The 17,394-nt window shown below is 42.2% G+C and carries 19 protein-coding genes; 3 read left to right on the top strand and 16 right to left on the bottom strand.

What is annotated here, in order from left to right; translation table 11 throughout:
- Nucleotide 1: 1 nt before the first annotated feature.
- From LIQ05_RS10860 to LIQ05_RS10830, 7 genes are all read right to left on the bottom strand, one after another.
- Nucleotides 2-967, bottom strand: a complete 966-nt coding sequence (locus LIQ05_RS10860) for an ABC transporter permease (protein WP_226820525.1) — start codon at nucleotides 965-967, stop codon at nucleotides 2-4.
- Nucleotides 968-1,142: 175 nt separating this feature from the next.
- Nucleotides 1,143-2,735 carry a peptide ABC transporter substrate-binding protein gene (locus LIQ05_RS10855; protein ID WP_226820524.1) on the bottom strand — a complete coding sequence of 531 codons (1,593 nt, stop codon included), beginning with the start codon at nucleotides 2,733-2,735 and terminating at the stop codon, nucleotides 1,143-1,145.
- Between the two features lie 443 nt (nucleotides 2,736-3,178).
- Nucleotides 3,179-3,895, bottom strand: coding sequence for a GDSL-type esterase/lipase family protein (locus LIQ05_RS10850; RefSeq protein ID WP_226820523.1), 717 nt, complete (start codon nucleotides 3,893-3,895; stop codon nucleotides 3,179-3,181).
- A gap of 186 nt (nucleotides 3,896-4,081) precedes the next feature.
- Nucleotides 4,082-5,071 carry a hypothetical protein gene (locus LIQ05_RS10845; protein WP_226820521.1) on the bottom strand — a complete coding sequence of 330 codons (990 nt, stop codon included), beginning with the start codon at nucleotides 5,069-5,071 and terminating at the stop codon, nucleotides 4,082-4,084.
- Nucleotides 5,061-5,291 (bottom strand): helix-turn-helix domain-containing protein, encoded by a 231-nt coding sequence (locus LIQ05_RS10840; RefSeq protein WP_118583284.1) that lies wholly within the window; start codon nucleotides 5,289-5,291, stop codon nucleotides 5,061-5,063. Before LIQ05_RS10840 ends, LIQ05_RS10845 begins: the two co-directional genes overlap by 11 nt.
- Nucleotides 5,292-5,307: 16 nt before the next feature.
- The gene (locus LIQ05_RS10835; RefSeq protein WP_226820520.1) at nucleotides 5,308-6,285 is read right to left on the bottom strand and encodes a hypothetical protein; all 978 of its coding nucleotides are present in this window, start codon (nucleotides 6,283-6,285) and stop codon (nucleotides 5,308-5,310) included.
- Nucleotides 6,286-6,434: 149 nt separating this feature from the next.
- The gene (locus LIQ05_RS10830; protein ID WP_226820519.1) at nucleotides 6,435-6,854 is read right to left on the bottom strand and encodes an SseB family protein; all 420 of its coding nucleotides are present in this window, start codon (nucleotides 6,852-6,854) and stop codon (nucleotides 6,435-6,437) included.
- Nucleotides 6,855-7,136: 282 nt separating this feature from the next.
- On the opposite strand from LIQ05_RS10830, the gene LIQ05_RS10825 reads away from it, so the two are divergent.
- The 3 genes from LIQ05_RS10825 (at nucleotide 7,137) to LIQ05_RS10815 (ending at nucleotide 8,949) form a co-directional block, all read left to right on the top strand.
- Nucleotides 7,137-7,595: a MerR family transcriptional regulator gene (locus LIQ05_RS10825; protein ID WP_226820518.1), complete on the top strand. Its 459-nt coding sequence runs from the start codon at nucleotides 7,137-7,139 to the stop codon at nucleotides 7,593-7,595.
- 291 nt (nucleotides 7,596-7,886) lie between these two features.
- Nucleotides 7,887-8,366, top strand: a complete 480-nt coding sequence (locus tag LIQ05_RS10820; protein WP_226820517.1) for an RNA polymerase sigma factor — start codon at nucleotides 7,887-7,889, stop codon at nucleotides 8,364-8,366.
- 70 nt (nucleotides 8,367-8,436) lie between these two features.
- Nucleotides 8,437-8,949, top strand: a complete 513-nt coding sequence (locus LIQ05_RS10815) for a hypothetical protein (RefSeq protein WP_226820516.1) — start codon at nucleotides 8,437-8,439, stop codon at nucleotides 8,947-8,949.
- A 115-nt stretch (nucleotides 8,950-9,064) separates the two neighbouring features.
- Here LIQ05_RS10815 and LIQ05_RS10810 read toward each other — a convergent pair whose 3' ends face one another.
- The 9 genes from LIQ05_RS10810 to LIQ05_RS10770 all read right to left on the bottom strand — a co-directional run bounded on the left by LIQ05_RS10810 (nucleotide 9,065) and on the right by LIQ05_RS10770 (nucleotide 17,258).
- Nucleotides 9,065-9,997, bottom strand: a complete 933-nt coding sequence (locus LIQ05_RS10810; protein WP_226820514.1) for a diguanylate cyclase domain-containing protein — start codon at nucleotides 9,995-9,997, stop codon at nucleotides 9,065-9,067.
- 1,157 nt (nucleotides 9,998-11,154) lie between these two features.
- A complete protein-coding gene (locus LIQ05_RS10805) occupies nucleotides 11,155-12,210 on the bottom strand; it encodes a helix-turn-helix domain-containing protein (protein ID WP_226820513.1) in 1,056 nt (351 codons plus the stop codon).
- 220 nt (nucleotides 12,211-12,430) lie between these two features.
- Nucleotides 12,431-13,018, bottom strand: a complete 588-nt coding sequence (locus tag LIQ05_RS10800) for a DUF2812 domain-containing protein (protein ID WP_004850578.1) — start codon at nucleotides 13,016-13,018, stop codon at nucleotides 12,431-12,433.
- On the bottom strand, nucleotides 13,015-13,338 hold the full coding sequence (locus LIQ05_RS10795) for a PadR family transcriptional regulator (RefSeq protein ID WP_004850579.1): 324 nt from the start codon (nucleotides 13,336-13,338) through the stop codon (nucleotides 13,015-13,017). The genes LIQ05_RS10800 and LIQ05_RS10795 overlap by 4 nt, the downstream gene beginning before the upstream one ends.
- 132 nt (nucleotides 13,339-13,470) lie before the next feature.
- Nucleotides 13,471-13,845, bottom strand: a complete 375-nt coding sequence (locus LIQ05_RS10790; protein ID WP_226820511.1) for a TnpV protein — start codon at nucleotides 13,843-13,845, stop codon at nucleotides 13,471-13,473.
- A 4-nt stretch (nucleotides 13,846-13,849) separates the two neighbouring features.
- Nucleotides 13,850-15,265 carry a plasmid recombination protein gene (locus LIQ05_RS10785; RefSeq protein WP_015541741.1) on the bottom strand — a complete coding sequence of 472 codons (1,416 nt, stop codon included), beginning with the start codon at nucleotides 15,263-15,265 and terminating at the stop codon, nucleotides 13,850-13,852.
- A 201-nt stretch (nucleotides 15,266-15,466) separates the two neighbouring features.
- Nucleotides 15,467-15,694, bottom strand: coding sequence for a DUF5348 domain-containing protein (locus tag LIQ05_RS10780; RefSeq protein WP_008373546.1), 228 nt, complete (start codon nucleotides 15,692-15,694; stop codon nucleotides 15,467-15,469).
- Nucleotides 15,695-15,868: 174 nt separating this feature from the next.
- On the bottom strand, nucleotides 15,869-16,108 hold the full coding sequence (locus LIQ05_RS10775; RefSeq protein WP_008373545.1) for a hypothetical protein: 240 nt from the start codon (nucleotides 16,106-16,108) through the stop codon (nucleotides 15,869-15,871).
- 67 nt (nucleotides 16,109-16,175) lie between these two features.
- Nucleotides 16,176-17,258, bottom strand: coding sequence for an AAA family ATPase (locus LIQ05_RS10770; RefSeq protein WP_055152729.1), 1,083 nt, complete (start codon nucleotides 17,256-17,258; stop codon nucleotides 16,176-16,178).
- Nucleotides 17,259-17,394: the final 136 nt, after the last annotated feature.

The raw sequence follows: 17,394 nt of genomic DNA, 5'->3' as shown, positions 1-17,394 counted from the left end.
ATCAGCTCTCCTTTCCTTTGGCAAGACGAATTCTCGGATCAATAAGAGAATAAGCCAGGTCAACAAGCAGTACAATCAGCATATAGAATGCGGCATAGAAAATAGTAATACCCATGATCACCGGATAATCATTGGCCTTGATACAGTCTACGAAAAGGCTTCCGATTCCAGGAATACTGAAGATGTTCTCTACAGCAAGGGATCCAGTCATAAGGTTTACTACGATTGGTCCTAAAATAGTTACAACAGGAAGGATAGAGTTACGGACTGCATGGCGCATAAGAACCTTCATCTGGCTCAGCCCCTTGGCTCTTGCAGTTACGATGTAATCCTGATCCAGTACATCCAGCATTTCGGTACGCATAAAACGGGCAACCATAGCTGTTGCACTGAACGAAAGCGCAATGGACGGCAATACGGAACAATTCCAGCCAGTCCAGAATCCAACCGGGAGAGCGCCCCATTTCAGACCTATGTAATACTGAAGAAGGGCTGCGGCGACAAAGTTCGGCACCGAGACTCCAAGCACTGCCAATATCATAGTAAAGTAATCAATTCCGCTATTGTGCTTCCAGGCAGCCAGGATTCCTAAAATTAATCCGATTGCAAGTCCGATCAGTACTGCCTGGATACCAATCAGAGCAGATGGTCCAAGACGTCCTGTGATAACCTTGGAAACATCCTGGTTTACATAAGTGAAGGAGGTACCTAAATCTCCTTTCAGCATGTTTTTAATGTACTTCACATACTGCATTGGAAGAGAATCATTTAATCCGTACATTTCCAGCACACGTTCCTGCTGCTGAGGTGTCATAATACTAAAACGCTCAGCGTCAAAAGGTGTACCAGGAAGATTTTTCATCATGAAAAAGGTACAGGTTACGATTACCCACAAGGTAACCAGGATGTACCCTAATCGCTTTAATACATATTTCAGCATGACATCACCTTTTCTGTTACTGTGCACGTAGTGAACAGTACTCCTTTTCTTTCTGTGAAAAACAGACCGTATACCGGCTGTGTAAGCCACTGCTGTATACGGTCCGTTACTTATTCCTTAAGGAATATTACTTGAATTTGAAGCAAACCTCTGAGATTTGTTCCGCTTCCGGTTTATATCCAATAATCACCTGAATAAGAGATTATTCGAAGGAAGCGTACTTGAACTCAAGCGGAACACCGATCGGATGGCTGATCAGATTCTTGACATTGGATTTTGTCAGAACAGCGGAACCTCTGTGGTATACAGGAGCAACAACTGCATCTTCCTCAACCAGCTTCTTCTCAGCTTTCAGCATGTCGTCAAGACGAACTGCGTCATCTGTCTGAGTCTTAGCGTCAGAGATCAGTGCATTGTAATCAGCATCATTGTAGTTTCCACGGTATGGAGTTCCGTTTGTCCACAGATCAAGGTATGTCATAGCGTCATCATAGTCAGCGCCCCATGCAGTTACAGCAAACTGATAGTTGTTCGCATCCATCAGCTCTCCACGTCCCTGCACAGTCTTGGTATCGATTACTACGTTCAGACCAAGTGTTGTAACAAGCTCACTCTGGATAAATGTAGCAACGGATTTGGATACAGAGTCATCCGCTACAAGAAGAGTAACCTCTGAAGGTGCGCTTCCAAGCTCCTCAACTGCCTTGTCATAGTACTCTTTTGCCTGCTCCGGATCGTATGGGGAAACATCTCCGTTCAGTTCACGGAATGTCTTCTCGCCGTCACCGCTCATGCCGTCTGCTACAAGACCAAATCCTGGTGCAGAACCATCAGCAAGAATGTTATCTGTAAGAGCGCTTCTGTTCATAGCAAGAGAAATAGCTTTTCTCATGTTTACATTGCTCATTACGTCATCTGTAAGGTTGAACTGTACATAGCTTGTACGGAAATCGATCTCCTGGGAGAATTCCGGATCATCCTTGTATGCTGCTACGTTTGCAGAATCAAGTTTAACCTGGGAAAGCTCTCCAGCCTGATATGCGCTTAATGCAGCTGCAGCATCTTTGATTACACGAACCTGTGCATCTTCGACCGCTACGCTATCTTTATCCCAGTAATTGTCGTTCTTAGCGAAGGTAACGCCTACAGCCGGATCATAATCTGTGATCACGTACGGTCCACAGTAGAGCATGCTGTCTGGGGAAAGAGCGAAGTTTGTGCCCTGCTCTTCGCAGAATGCTTCGTTAACCGGGAAGAACATATCCATTGTAGTAAGGTTCAGGAAGTATGGTGTCGGGCTCTTCAGCTGAACTTCCAGTGTCTGGTCGTCAACAGCCTTAACACCTACCTCAGAAGCCTCAACGCTTCCCTCATTATACTCCTGTCCGTTTACGATGTAGTCTGTCATAATGAAGCTGTAGCCGTTTGTTGCGTCTGCGCTCATCTGTTTCAGCCATGCATATACGAAATCTGCTGCTGTTACAGGCTCACCATTGCTCCACTGGATTCCGTCTCTTAAGTGGAATGTGTATGTAAGCTTGTCATCAGATACCTCATAGGTATCGCAAAGAGCCGGCTGAGGCTGGTTGTTCTCGTCCATACGGAACAGACCCTCTTCTGCCTGGTTCAGTACCAGGAATGCATTCTCCTCGGATGCAGCCCACGGTACAAGTGTCTTGATCTCGAAATCAGTAGCAACGCTGAGTGACTCACCCTCTGCGAATACTGCTGATGCACCAGTAACGGTCATGGTAAGCGCCATGCCAAGTGCAACTGCTGCTTTCATCATTTTCATAGTTTTTCTCCTTTCTTATCCGTCCTTTATGCAGGTACGGTAGTAAGCCTTTGCAGGAAGCGGAATCGCCTGCTGCCGCAGGTGTTTTCTTATAAAGACAGGACATTTTTTAGAAAATATTTTATAAAATTCTGGTGTCAATGCCTTTATAGTAAAAAAACACTTTCTATTTAGCAACTTAGTCACGATGTAGTTTCATGCGCCTTTGCATAAATAAAAAATGTTCTCTTTGCTCGCCTCTTTTTGGTAATTTTAGTATAGCAAAGTGTTGTAGTGTTGTCAATTGTTTTTTATTATTCCTTATTACTTTTTATTGTTTTGGATTGATTCTGTATGAATTTCGTATTCTTTTGGAACAAGTTCGACTTTTTTCGTGGGAAATACGCGAAAAAAATACGCTGAAAAACAACTGTTTCTCAGCGCAGTAAGTATCAATTTTCGGCTTATGCTACCAATGGTGCCAGCTTCTCATATACGGCTTTCGCAAAAACCTGGTGGCCGGCGGCGTTCATGTGTTCCTGGTCGGCTTCGCAGCAGGTTACGTAGGAAGCGGCGCGCATGAACTGGACGTGTCTTTCGCCTGCGATGCGCTCGTATACGTTTTCCAGGTCCTTGGATACCTGGATGGAATCTTTGGAAAATTCCTGGTCGTAGCCTTCCTGCCAGACTTTTTCCCCCAGGTGGATTGGGGAGATCAGAAGGACTTTCACATTTGGCGCGTAGGCAGTGATCTGGTCAAGAAGACGGGCGATGCCTTTTCCGATTACCTCTGCGGAGGCGCCGAAAACAGTTTTGCAGTCGTTGGTGCCCAGCATGAGGACCACTGCGTCTATGCCGTCATGGGTTTCTAATAAGGTGGGAAGGAGGGCAGTTCCCCGGCGGCCGTCGCGCAGAGGATCTTCGAAGATGGTGGTTCTGCCGCAGAGACCTTCTTCGATGATGCGTACACTCTCTTTAGTGCCTGTATTCTCGTTTGCGTGTGATTGGCTTGAGAGATTCCAGTTGTCTCCGGCTTCTTCGGCAGCATTAGATTTCTGACTTTCCACATCAAACCGTTCCTGAAGAAGGCTTGTCCACCGTTTTCCCCATGGCAGACGCTTCTTGCTCTCGCCGTCGTATCCCCATGTATTTGAATCGCCAAAACATAAAATCTGTTTCATCCGTATTATCTCCGTTATTCCTATCAATTAACTGTGATTTATTTTCTGATATTATAATACCAGTCCTGGAGTTTCACGTCTAATACAGATAAATAATATCTGGCTATAGGATTTTCTTATAGCCAGATATTCCGCGTCCCAACTTCTCGCAAAAATGCCGGGGTGACCTTTGCCCCGGCATTTTTCTCAATTTTTAATCTCCACGTCTTTTTTACCGATCAGCCCGTCATCCATCGGATACCAGGCTTCCAAGTACTGTTTTTCCTCATCTGCGGACGAATCCAGATCTAAAATTGTCCTGGTGGTCACCATTTTGCCAGACGCGTCTTCCTTTCTGGTTTCTTCCAGAATATAAGCGGTTCCAGCTTCCACTTTTAAGGTATCCGGCACATCAGATGGCTTGTAGGTCGTCTGCTTCAGTATCTTATTTGCCTCATCCATCTGGTAAATGATGGTCCGCACTGGCTTGTACATAGTGGCAAACTGAACCGTCACTTTACAGCCTTCTGTCTTGGTCTTTCCATTTTCCACTGTGGTAGTTTCACCGGAAAGGGTGGCTGCCATGGTGTTTCCTTCTGAGCCATCCACGCCGTTGGAATAACCGTTTCCAGCCATGGCATAAATTTCTCCATCTTCCTTCTGGAAAACCGGGTTTACATACTGGGTGTGTTCTGTTTTGCCAGAGACCTGGTAAACGGTGGCGCTGATTTCCTGGGTTTCTCCATCATCGGTCACGTTGTAGTTCAAATACGGATCTCCTACTCCATTGGAGCAAAGGCTTCCCACAGAGGTGTTTCCATCCTCGTCTTCCGTCACTGGCATTAGGATATATTCCCCTTTTACATCTCCAAAGGAAATTTTCCACTCAGAGGAAGACTGGGCACCTTCTTTATCCACAGTTGCCACAAGTTTTCCCTCATAACGGCTGTCGTTTCCTATGGTAATGCTGCTGTTGTTCACAAGGGAGGAGGCATGATCATTCAGATAGCCTTCCATGTCATATAGGTCCAGATATTCGGAGGTGATAAAGGCGCCGATCAGCCGGTCACCATTTCCGTCTGTGCCTGCATCCGAGACTGCAAGAGTACAGCCACTGGCGGTAAATGCCATGAACATAACCGAAAATCCGAACAAGCTTTTTAGCACCCCACTACCCTTTGATTTCTTAATCTTCATTTTCATCCTCCTCCAGATTTCCATCGAATTTTAAGATATCCCCAACATCGCATTGCAGGAAATAACAAATCCGGTTGATGGTGTGGAACCGCACGCCTTTGGCTTTCCCGCTTCTTAGGACGGAAAGATTGGCTTCTGTGATATTTACCAGACTGCACAATTCCTTGGACGTCATTCCCCGCTCCTTCAATACGTCTTCAAGGCATACTTTTATTGCCATAAATCATTTCCTTTCCTTAAATAAACAGGTCATTGTCTTCTTTCAGCCTCTGCATTTCTCGGATGTATCTTGCAAACAGCAGCACAGCCAGCACAAAAGCCAGGGAAAATACCGGGATGGTCACCACATATTCAAGCTGGTAAAGACTGCTCTGGAAAAACAACTGCAGTAGGTTAAATGCTGCATCCAGCCCTATAGTAGCGACTAAGGTCCACATGCAAAAATGGGAAAGTTTTTCTGCCAGTTTTATGCTTTCTTCCTGATACAGATCTTCTTTCATTGCTGCCAGAAGCCTTCTTGCCAGGAAAACAACTATAATATCCAGCACATAAGGCAGAATACGGATTGCAAAGTGGAGAAATAGGAACACATAAGTTGGAGTGAGATTGGAAAAGGTAAAAAATCCATCGCTCAACTCTATGCCTGTATTTCCCTTCTGCACCGTTTCCAGAGTCTGAAGCAGGTTCGCCAGCTCCTGTCCGAAAATACCGTACACCAGTACCACGTTCACCGCGCCCAGAAGGAACCAGAGTCCCTTTTGCAATTTTTCTGTTCCTGCATTTTTATAGTGAAGCAAAGCGCGGATCAGCAGGTATCCCAGAAGGATTGAATAGAAGGTGCTGCCCAGGGACCATTTTCCAGTGCCGGGCACTCCGGAGGACAAAAGTCCCGGATTTACCATGTAATACAGGGTTACGAAGAGAAGGACGCTGATAACCAGAAGCATGAAGTCCAGTGGCTCTGATTTCTTGCGCCAGTGCAGGAATCCCCAGATTCCAGCAGGGATAAGTCCAAGCAATATGTATAGAATAATCGCGATCACATTTCCAACTGTCCCGGACAGTGACATGGCCCGCAGGCCAGCCCCGATCTGCTCAAAGGGAAAGGCGATCAAAGTGGAAAACAATCCGGACAAACTGCGCTGTAAAATGCAGAACAGAACGCAGGCTGCGGCTTCCACGGATAAGAGGGTAAATAAGTGTTTTTCTTTCATGGAGAACCTCCTTTTTGCAATAACTGGCCTATAAATTATTGAAAAACGATAATTTATAATTTTATTATAGCTTAGAATTATCGTTTGTCAATAATTTCTTGCATAAAAAAACACCAGCTGAGAAAATCTTCCCACCTGGCATTTTTTAACTACTGTGCCACATTTCCTAATATGATCCGAATCAGCGTTTTGTCCAACATCAAGGTCCGGTTCCAGGGATTGATGATCACGCCGCTGATCTCTTCCTCGGACAGCGCTGCCTCCAGGACTTTTCCAATGTCAGTCATAAAGGTTGACATAACGCTTCCACTGCCTTTCAGTTCTTCGTCAAAGCTGGTGAAAACTGCCCACCAGTTCTTTCCGTCGGAGGTTTTTACCGCCTGTAATTTCATCTGTCCAGCTGCCGCGTTTGGCTCTACGGCAATGATCACCTGGCCGTTTTCACGCATGCGTCTTCGCACTACTGTCAAGGCATGCGCCAGCAATTCCTGTGTGGGCTGCTGCTGAAGCGCCGCGATTGCCTCCTCGATTTTCTCATTTCCAAGTAAGCCTTCATCTGTTTTATCCATATTATTTTTTACTCTCCATTAAACTAATTTCTGTTTTTTATAGCATACCATATTTTGCTATCTTTCACAATTTATGCTATAATTTTCTCATTGAACACGAAATTCATTTGTTACTGTTCACTCCGTTCACAGCAACACGCTTCGCGATGCACAGAAATCATGTATTCGCATGATTTTGCGCCGCAATTCTCGGGTTTTCTGTGAACTTTGTTCACAAAAAACACCTCGCGGAACGCTACCAGTGAACAGTAACAATTCATTTTACCCTGGAAGGAATTTACAATGACATACACAGTTGGAGAAATGGCAAAGCTGCTGGGTGTTCCCAGTTCCACCTTGCGCTATTACAATAAGGAAGGGCTTCTGCCTTTCGTGGAACGTTCCACAAACGGAATCCGCGTATTCCACGAGAAGGATTATGAATGGCTGCAGGTCATCAGCTGCCTGAAAAAAGCGGGCATGTCCCTGAAGGATATCCGGGAATATATTCATCTGACTATGGAAGGAGACAGCACGATTGACGAACGTCTCCAGCTTTTCTATAAGCAGCACCAGCTTCTCCAGGCGCAGATGGAGGAACTGCAGCATACTATGGATGTGCTGGATTACAAATGCTGGTATTACGAGACCGCCAAGGAAACCGGCTCTGTGGAAGCCCTCAAGCGGATGTCCCCGGAAGACCTCCCGCCCCAGTTCCGCAACGTAAAGCAGGATATCAGCAAAATTCCTGTAGTAGACTAACCTATCCCACTATGATTTTCCTAATATCCCAATCACAGCCAGCAGCATCAACATATATGGAAATCAATTACTTTACAACAATATGTCGTATTTATCATCTAAACAATCGACCTCAATGTCCCTGGACGCTACTTCAGGGACATTATATTTTCCTAAATTTTTTTCTTCTGTAACCTTTCTGTTCTCTCATTTGTATTATTAGTGAAGGTACCTAAAAGAAAACATAAAAAACCGCTCCTCCACCAGCGCACATTTACCACAGCGACCGGGGCTGCGGCAAAAGGAGTTCTCATGAGACAACCGATTCAACAGCTGATCGAGCTTTACCAGAACAGCCTCTACGCGGCGGCTTTTAACATCTGCCAGAACCAGATGGACGCAGAGGATGTAGTTCAGGAGACGTTCGTTCAATATTACACCAGCAGAAAAGAATTTGAAAATGAGCAGCACATCCGGGCATGGCTCCTTCGGGTGGTCATTAATAAGGCAAAGAATATCAACCGGACTTTCTGGAAGAAAAATAAATGCTCTCTGGAAGATTATATGGAAACCCTTACTTTTCCAGATTCACAGTCCAGGGATCTGTTCGAGGAAGTGATGAAGCTTCCAGATAAGTTCCGTATTGTGATCCACCTGTTTTATTATGAAGACTATTCCGTCCGGGAAATCGCCGATATACTGAAGCTTTCAGAAAGCAACGTAAAGGTCCGGCTTTCCCGTGGACGGGCTTTGCTTAAGGATTCTTTGAAGGAGGAATGGGAAAATGACTAACCACGAAAAATATAAAAAAGCTTTTTCCGTATTGCAGACCTCTGAGAGCTCATTTCGGGAGGTTGAAACTATGGCTAGATTACAGAAAAGAACAAAAATGAAGACAGCGGCAGCCGTGATCGCAGGCTGCATTATCCTTGGAGGAACCGGCACTGCCTACGCCGCAAATGTAGGCGGAATCCAGCGCACCATCCAGCTCTGGCTTCACGGAGATCAGACCACCGCTGCCCTAGATGTCTCTGATGACGGCACATACACCCTAAAATACTCCGATGAAAATGGACAGCTTCACGAATCTGGCGGCGGTGGCATTGCAATAAACGCCGACGGAACGGAACGTCCTCTTACCGAAGAAGAACTTATGTCCGAAATCGACTCCCCAGACGTGGAATACGAAGATGACGGAAGCGTATGGGTTTACTACCATAACCAGTCTATTGATATTACAGACAAATTTAATGACAAAGGGATCTGCTTCGTCAAAATTGCAGATGGTGACAAGACATTATATCTGACTGTGAAATATCAGAATGGGTTCAGCTACTCCAACGAGAAATATATAGAGCCAGAGGAATTTAATTAAACTATAAAAAAGTAGTCCTGCATGAAGCAATTATCCCCATGCAGGACTACTTTTTAGCATTTTATCCACAGAAGCAGCCTTTTTTGTGCGCAGCCTGGTCAGCCGCCATTTTTCCCTACAGCATCTTCATCTTCCCTTCAATAAACTTCGCCTCCGCATGCTTCTCATCCAGCAATCTCATCTTACCGCAGCGGTCGATCAGTTCATCGATGTTCTCTTTTCCCACTGTATTATTATAAATCACACCTACCGAGAAAGAATAGGGCACATCCGATTCTTCCCCTTTTTTCTGGAACATGTCCTTAATATCCTGAATGTAGTTTTCCAGCTGCACCGATTTCGTAAACCAAAAGTAAAAGATATTTTCAGACACTCTGCAGATTTTAATCTCCTCGGGAGCGCATTTTTTCATAACTGATACACCCGTCCGCAAAATATTTTCCGTATAAAAAATTCCGTATTTGCTCTTGAAATATTCTACGTGATTGATACCTACAGACACAAGCGCGGTCAGCTTTTTCACATCAATCCTGGCTCTTTCCTGTTCAAAATAATTCAGGTTGAACACACCTGTCACCAGGTCCTTATAAGCAAGCTCCGAAATCTCTGCCTCCTTTTCCTGGAGAAATTCCAGATAACACTGCACCTTCACCCTGGCCTGCTCCCAGAATTTGTAATTTTTCCGGAAAGAAACAGACAGATCCGCCAGGCACTGGTTGGAATCGGCATCGTATACCTTGTAATGGTAGGTATCATTCCCACCAGCCAGATTGGTATAGCTGATATCTATTGAATCTGTATTCTTTACTATCGTCTCACTACTGTCCATTCCCTCAAGGAAATAGCCCACATACATTTTCCGATGTACAAAATTGATGGTTTTTACATCCATATTTACACGGTGCGCTTTGGAAGAAAATACGATATTCCCGCTGGAAAAATCAACTTCCTTCCCATCCTCTGTAACCTGATCCACATAAAGCCGGATCGGTTTCTCCACAGGTCTGGCATTCAGATCAATGCTGGCCGCCCCGATAGTTCCGCACATATAAAGAACCCCATCCTGTATGGTATTTCGGGCATTTGCAGTAAAATCAATAGGAAGCCCATCCCGCTTGTTCAGATAAACATAAGCAATATCCTCATGTGACGCACTTCATATTTCTTTGGCAGAATTTTTTGATGAATATTGCAATCATACCTCAAACGTTGATTCACTGATTAGAGAAATATGGCGACTCAAACCAGAACAACGTAAGCTCTTGGAAGCATTTCTTCATTCATTTTTTACTGATACAAAATAAGCAGACCCACATGAATTTTCACATTCATGCAGGTCTGCTTTTCTTTTTTAGAACCAAAATAGAACCAGAACTATTCATTTTTGTAAAAAGCGAATTTTTCATTTACTGACTCTAGTTTGTCTTATTCCATTTTAAATAATACTTTTGTACTACTTACACAACAGAAAAACCCCAGAAACACAAGGTTTCTGGGGTATCTTACGCTTGGACACACGGTATCTTACGATACCAAATTTATATTATTATCTGTAGTCAGTGATTACTCGATAACTGTAGCAACACGTCCTGATCCTACAGTACGTCCACCTTCACGATACTTTAATCCCGTTTTATCTCATATTTTTTATGGTTTTCTCTCCAAAATACAGTGAAAAACAGCTGAATTGCACCACCTATTTTGATTTGCCTGATTTCTTGGCACCGTTTTGGCACCGGAGAATACTCAAACCGATTCTCTTCTGTAGATACTAGATACTTCTCTACCAACTTTATATTGCACCGGTAATTTTTAACTGTTATAATCGAAACATGGGTGCTACCATAACGGTAGGCGGTTAGTCCTTCTCCAGAGGGACTGTGACCCTCTGATTACATAGAAACCTGTAAAGGAATCCAGTGGAAAGGAGGGCTAAGCCAATGAGTATTGTGGACTTCATAGCAGTAGTGAGCTTCGGCTTAACCTGCTTTAGTATCGGATATACATTAGGCAAAGATAATCATAAACCACAAAAATAACCGCCCCAGCCTGCAAACTGAACGGTTATTTTTGTAATCAATAAGTATGTGGACTAACCGTCTATCGGTAGCACTCTTTTTCTATAATCATATTAGCACGCATCTGTGGAAATGTCAAAAATTTTCTTCTTTCTCAACTACATCTATTTCCATACATTTTTACAACCTATTTCAAGTGTTCCTCAAAAATTGATTCGAGTTCCTTATTCCCCCTCAAGAATTCATACTCTTTCTTATTTTCAATTTCCGAATACAATTCACGAACAAAATTTTTTCCAAGTCCCGAAAAAGCTTTTCCCTGTGCAGTATCTTCATACCTGTAATACAAAGGGGATTGTGTCATATTCCAAGGCTTCTGTGATTCACTTAATAATCGCTTAATTAACTGGATACATTTTTCTACATCTTTTCGATATCCAGCAATCAGCAGATATGGAACTGTGTTGCCATAATTCCATAGTCCAAACAATGATATCATGTGATCTGTAATCTCAGCAATTTTCTCTGCTTTATCATGATTTCCTGTCTCTTCTTCCATTTCTATTAACTTATACAAGTAGCTTTGGATATTGATAACTGCCTGTAGCAATTTCCCTTCTAAGAATAATGCAGCCGTATCTATTCCTTCCTGATGTGCTAATACACTTGTTTTCATAATCGTTGCATCAATTACAGTATCAGGAATTTTTTTCAAAAGGGCATTTGCTTCTTCATATTTCTCCATTTGGACATATTTTGTTGCAAGTATAAAAACGCTTGAATTTCTCACTCTTTCATCCTGACTATCTGCTGTTCGTTCCAGCCACTCAATAATAGCTGTATTATATTCCATTCGTTCTTCGTCATTAAGATCTGACAAAGTCAAAGATCCGTTCAGAACGGTTGCGATCGTATATATTAATAAGTCGCAATGAGGATACTCCTGTATTTTACGAGATGCCATCTCGAAAGCCTCTGTAAAGCTGTCCAATGAAACTTCCGAAAGTTCATTCACAAATTGTCCAATCTCTTTTTCTGTCAATTCTTCATGAAACGAAAACAATTCATTCATATCAATTTTCAATAGTCGTGCCAAAGCTGGAAGTAATGAGATATCGGGATATGTATTTCCCTTTTCCCATTTATTTACCGCTGGAGTAGAAACACCCAGATAATTTGCCACCTGTTCTTGTGTTAATCCCGCAGTTTTTCGATAGTTTTTTATCTGCTCACCAATACGCATTGTTCACACCTCCTGTCCTTATTTCCATTATAGCGTTCCCAATACATGTTTACAATTGAGCCTTTGTTTACTTATTACTTTCTTTTTTTAACTTTCAATTAATTTTCTCTAATATTTATATCATCAGCAACAAACTGCCCACAAGTTTAAGAACGAGCTACTAACCCTCAAACGACAGTGTATTACATTGCATCAACTAAACCAACCTTGTTATCCTGAATCACCACTCCTTCATCTTCGCTTCATGCCTATTTTTCATAATTTGCAACTGGTATATAATGACAGGGATTAGAAAAATCACAGCAACTATGCCTAAAATAACAGACCGATTTACAGTAGCAAATACCGCGAGCATAAGCATTAATAAAAGCCAGGGATTTCGCAAATTACTGTAATAATTTGCCCTATCTTCATAGGACGTATGAAGGTCAAAAGGTTTTCCATCATTTTCTTTTTCTACAATCAGCAATTCCCTGTTAAATGTTGTAGTGTTTGTTGCAACACGACCGCCAATTTCAGCCCACGGACGCCAGCGAACTTTACCAACAGAATAATTAAGATTGATATTTTTATAGAATACGGAATATCCCATTTCTTCCAAGAAATCATGGTAATCTTCAGCATTAGCTTTTGATTTTTGTCCTATAAACTCCACGCAATATTGAACTTGACCTGGCTTACATTTTTCAAATTCATAGAGTAATTTTCCCGTTCGAATAAGGCGATAACCTTTTTCAGCCATCTTATTCAGCCAGTTTTTCTGTACCGTTAATAGCCCACCAAAAAAACGATAACACTTTTTGCTCATAGTGTACCTCCTACAATTCCGCTTGCAATACCTACAAGTTCACGAAGTCTGATAAGTTCTTTTTCAGCTATCTCCTTTCCTTTTACAGTGATAAGATACTCTTTTTTTCTACCTTCACTATCTCCGAAAAGCTCAATCCATCCCTTTTCCAGCATTGAATTTAATGCACCATATAAAGTGCCTGCTCCCAATGAAAGCCGCCCACCTGTTTTTTCTTCAATGAACTGCATGACAGCATATCCGTGTTTAGGTGAATAGAGTGAAAGCAAAATATAGAATGTCACTTCTGTGAGTGCACCACTTTTCACATTATCCCTCATGGCATTCCCTCCTTATTACGGTTACTGTAATAACTATATCAGTAACCGTAATAAAAATCAAGAGATGTGAAATAAATCTTAATAAGCCGGATAGTATTATGCTTTTCCTGTTCAGTCCTTTACAAACAATACTTATATATAAAGTATTTCTTTCAACACCATTTCTTCTGCACTAACTTTTATATTATTCATCAGTCTAACCCACTTCGTCCGATTCTGTACCTTTAATTCTTCAGTTACGCCCTGTTTTTCTGCCATCTGTTCCATAAGCATTTCCACCTGCTCTCTGCTCTCCTGATCAATTTGATTCAGGTGTTCCGTCAGCTTTCCAGTCAACAACAAATATTGATATTTTGCTAATCTGTGTTCCTTCAGAAACTGTTTCCTCAGCATTCCATATTTCCCATATATCGGTTCTTCTTCATTCAATACCAAATCCGGCAAATAATAATCTCCATGCAAAGTATAGCTTAATCCGTTCTTTTCATCATAAATGTGTGTTTCCATAATCTTATCTCTCCATTTCTCTGTTTTTTGATTTAGTTTTCTTACGCTGCTGATTCTCCATCTCGCTTTTTTTCATTCCCCATGCCAATCTTTCATGAATATTTCCCTTCGGCATTTGTTCCATCCGTCGCTTTTCTTCCAGGACTTTCTCGTTTTGAATATCCTGCTGTACTGCTGTATCTACAGTTTCTATTCCAAGAACACGCACAACACGATCATACCTATCAGAAACACCTTGTAATATATCTTTTTCTTCTGACAATTTCTGATTATCTTTACGTATATCATCCAGTTCTCTCTGAATAGCATTATATTTTTGTTTCACCTTTTGATATTTTCTCTTCCAACCTTCCACCTCTTTCGTAAGTTCTTTAACCTGAGCCGCCATTACAGCAACCTTATTCTTTATTTGAAGAAACAGTGGTTTAATTTTTTTATCTCGATAGGTTACTGCCCGTTCTAGCGTGCCCGCCTCCGGCAGTAACATTTTAACCGTTCCATATTCTTTGATTTCTTTGCTCACACTATCCATAATCGGTTGTAGCTGTTCTCTGCGATCTTCCAGGCTTTTTAGTTCTTTTTCTGCGCTCCCTGCCTTTTGTTCTGCTTCTTGCTTCGCCTTGATTGCCTGTTCCTTATCGTCTTTTAAATTCTGGATATCTGCTCTGGATTCTGCAATTTGTGCTGTTAATTCTTCTTTTTCAGCAGTTAGATGCTCTTTCTCCTGCTCCAATTCCTGTACTTCCTTTTTCCGTTCTTTTTTCTTGAAGTTATAGACATCCAGATGTTCCTCATGAGTACCTTTCTGTTCCCATTCAATTCCATACTGCTTTGCAGTCTCTGCCAGAACTTCTTTTTCATGATTTATCCACTGATTCAGTTCCGTATCATGCTTATTTCCACCTTGAAATCCAAGACTTTTTAATGCCTGTTTCAGTGAAACTCTGGTATCCATTCCTTTTCCTTTCCAGTCCGTCACATAAGGAATAAAATCAATATGGAGATGTGGAGTAGCCTCATCCTGATGCAGATAGCAACTAAATACCCGAAGTGTCGGATTCCGTTTCTGGAAATCTTTTACATACTCATCCAGTACGTTTACAGCCAGATCTCCTGCTTCTGTTCCAACAGCCATATCTTCTCGGTTTCCAATCTGGAAAATCACTTCATGGAACAACTTTTCCTGTTTTCCTTGGCGAATCTTTTCATAATAATTTGTAATCTGCCGATCTTTTCTTTTCCCGACATTATACCGTTCTACAGCTTCATCAAACAGCTCTTTATAGACTTCTTTCAGATTCTCATTCCGGTAACAAATATTTAATTGCACTCTGTCTGGATCAACATTTTCTGCTATAAAATCTCGTCTGTTATGAGCCAGAGACCCTGTCCCGATCATACCACTGATTGTTCGTTTCATCGTCATATTCCTCACCCCGCTTTCTAAAACCAGTGCCAGACATGGCACATAAATTTGTATCTTTGCCAGCTATAGTATAAAAAGAAATATTCGCCGGATACGGCGGTTTTGTTACTTTTGTCAAAAGTAACGCAAAAGCACTTTCGACAGCCGTACCGTCCATCAAAAGTACCCTTGCGCCCTCCGGGGGTACAGAGACCTTTACTCCGGTATCCTTGCCCGAATATATTCCAAATCACCACAATACGGTGTCCCTACAAGATACCATTCTCTTGCAGGATTCATTTCCATTCTGGTCTGAACCCATTCATCATCAAGCAACACTTCCAGGCATTCTCCACAGTGAAATCCTGTATCAATCCATAGATCTGATGATAATAATCCATATCTTTTGTTATAACTGTTATATCCTAATCTTCCTTCTCTCATTGTGCCAATCTCCTTTCATCTACCGTTTCCGCAGGGGCGCCCTGAATCAGGGCTCCCTTTTGAAAATTCTCTTCTACGCCAGTCAACTCCCGACTACACCTTACCAACATTCTCCTTGTCTGCTATCTACAGGTGCGTGACACGCTCCTGTAATAAAGTGTTCAGAAAGAACCTTTACCATCGAAAGTTCTCCGGTATTTCCCGTCTGTCCAGATATTCCTGCCGGAACTTTTCTCTTTCTTCTTCCGTTGGTGCTGTTTTGGATTTGCTGTATACTTCACGATTCACCATTGCATCCAGTTTTTTCTCCAATCCCAACCGTATTATTTCTTCACCATCGTAGTTATCCATCAAAAAATATTGCAAGAGCTGAAAGAATAACTCGTATGGAATCTGTACACTTTTATTTTGCATCTGTTCTCCTTTCAAGGTAGCAAGATCCCCTCTTCTTAAGAAATGGTAATCTTGCCATCTTCCATTTTTATTCTGGCAACATCCAATACCATTGCTTTCCACGTTTTACGGAATCAATTTCAAGTTCCCGTTTGGCGTTCCATAGCGTTTTACTTTTGATTCCTCTGGCTTCTGCTTCTTCTGCAATTTTCTTCTGAGTCATTCCTCCATTTGCCAGTATCTCAAGGAGAAATTCTTTTGCTTTCCGACTTTTCTGTCCTCTTCCGTCTCCATTAAGAAGTTCATCGGCACTGATATCATATTCTCCAATCCATTCAAACCCATTATTCTTATCCAGTCTGAATGCAATGGACGTTCCTTCCGGTGCAAGAGAACTCTTCGTATGACATACCACTCTTACTTCCGGTTCATCTTTCACTCGCCCGACAATCAGAACACTTCTTGCAGCAGCCTGAAAATCAATGGAGCCAAGTCCTCGATAAGAAGATTTGCCGTTGCTGTTTTTGTTCATATGACCGATTAAAATAACTGCACAGTGATATTTTTCTGACAGCACTGCGATACGCTTCATCAGTGGTCTGATCTCATTTGCCCTGTGCATATCTACGTCCGCTCCCAGAAAGCCCTGTATCGGATCAAGAACAACCATTTTTGCTTTTGTCTGCACGATTGCTTCTTCCAATCTGACATCTGCCATTGTCAGTGGCTGGTCACTGTCATCAATCACCAACACCTTTGAACAATCTGCACCTGCAGCAAGTAATCTGGGTTTGATAGTATCTCCAAGTCCATCTTCTGCTGTCTGATAGATTACATTTACAGGTGACACAGAAGACTGTTCCTGCATATTATCTTCAGCATCTAAATCTTCATTCTCACTATCGACTTCATCACTTCGTTTTTCTTTTGTTTTCGTTTTATCAGTAACAGGAAGAATCGGCTCTCCTCTGGTCAGTTTTGCAATAATCTGAAGTACCATCGTTGTCTTGCCTTCTCCTGGATCTCCCTGTATAATGGTCACTTTTCCATAAGGAATAAACGGATAAAGCAGCCATTCTACCTGTTCCACCTCTACTGAATCCATATTGATCAGTTTCAGTTTTGGTTCTATTCTACAATTCTCAATTTTATTTTTTTCATTCATATTCATTCCATCATCTCCTCCTGCCCTTCCGGGCAAGTCTCTGATGAACAGATATTCGGGAATTGTCGTATTTCCCGATTCGTGATATACTGAATCTGCCAAGATGGTATATCAGTGAATCTGATTATCAGAGAACTTGCTC

The organism is Blautia glucerasea (genome assembly GCF_020537505.1).
GTDB lineage: Bacteria > Bacillota > Clostridia > Lachnospirales > Lachnospiraceae > Blautia_A.
The sequence above is the reverse complement of the archived record's forward strand: the minus strand, read 5'-3'. Positions and strand labels throughout refer to the sequence as shown.

Excerpts from the sequence above, each read along its gene's own strand:
- LIQ05_RS10775 (WP_008373545.1), bottom strand. The coding sequence starts at position 16,108 with ATGCAAAATAAAAGTGTACAGATTCCATACGAGTTATTCTTTCAGCTC.
- LIQ05_RS10830 (WP_226820519.1), bottom strand. The coding sequence starts at position 6,854 with ATGGATAAAACAGATGAAGGCTTACTTGGAAATGAGAAAATCGAGGAG.
- LIQ05_RS10790 (WP_226820511.1), bottom strand. The coding sequence starts at position 13,845 with ATGGAAACACACATTTATGATGAAAAGAACGGATTAAGCTATACTTTG.
- LIQ05_RS10800 (WP_004850578.1), bottom strand. The coding sequence starts at position 13,018 with ATGAGCAAAAAGTGTTATCGTTTTTTTGGTGGGCTATTAACGGTACAG.
- LIQ05_RS10845 (WP_226820521.1), bottom strand. The coding sequence starts at position 5,071 with ATGAAGATTAAGAAATCAAAGGGTAGTGGGGTGCTAAAAAGCTTGTTC.
- LIQ05_RS10810 (WP_226820514.1), bottom strand. The coding sequence starts at position 9,997 with ATGTGCGGAACTATCGGGGCGGCCAGCATTGATCTGAATGCCAGACCT.
- LIQ05_RS10850 (WP_226820523.1), bottom strand. The coding sequence starts at position 3,895 with ATGAAACAGATTTTATGTTTTGGCGATTCAAATACATGGGGATACGAC.
- LIQ05_RS10835 (WP_226820520.1), bottom strand. The coding sequence starts at position 6,285 with ATGAAAGAAAAACACTTATTTACCCTCTTATCCGTGGAAGCCGCAGCC.
- LIQ05_RS10785 (WP_015541741.1), bottom strand. The coding sequence starts at position 15,265 with ATGAAACGAACAATCAGTGGTATGATCGGGACAGGGTCTCTGGCTCAT.
- LIQ05_RS10840 (WP_118583284.1), bottom strand. The coding sequence starts at position 5,291 with ATGGCAATAAAAGTATGCCTTGAAGACGTATTGAAGGAGCGGGGAATG.
- LIQ05_RS10820 (WP_226820517.1), top strand. The coding sequence starts at position 7,887 with ATGAGACAACCGATTCAACAGCTGATCGAGCTTTACCAGAACAGCCTC.
- LIQ05_RS10780 (WP_008373546.1), bottom strand. The coding sequence starts at position 15,694 with ATGAGAGAAGGAAGATTAGGATATAACAGTTATAACAAAAGATATGGA.
- LIQ05_RS10795 (WP_004850579.1), bottom strand. The coding sequence starts at position 13,338 with ATGAGGGATAATGTGAAAAGTGGTGCACTCACAGAAGTGACATTCTAT.
- LIQ05_RS10855 (WP_226820524.1), bottom strand. The coding sequence starts at position 2,735 with ATGAAAATGATGAAAGCAGCAGTTGCACTTGGCATGGCGCTTACCATG.
- LIQ05_RS10815 (WP_226820516.1), top strand. The coding sequence starts at position 8,437 with ATGGCTAGATTACAGAAAAGAACAAAAATGAAGACAGCGGCAGCCGTG.
- LIQ05_RS10805 (WP_226820513.1), bottom strand. The coding sequence starts at position 12,210 with ATGCGTATTGGTGAGCAGATAAAAAACTATCGAAAAACTGCGGGATTA.
- LIQ05_RS10770 (WP_055152729.1), bottom strand. The coding sequence starts at position 17,258 with ATGAATATGAATGAAAAAAATAAAATTGAGAATTGTAGAATAGAACCA.
- LIQ05_RS10825 (WP_226820518.1), top strand. The coding sequence starts at position 7,137 with ATGACATACACAGTTGGAGAAATGGCAAAGCTGCTGGGTGTTCCCAGT.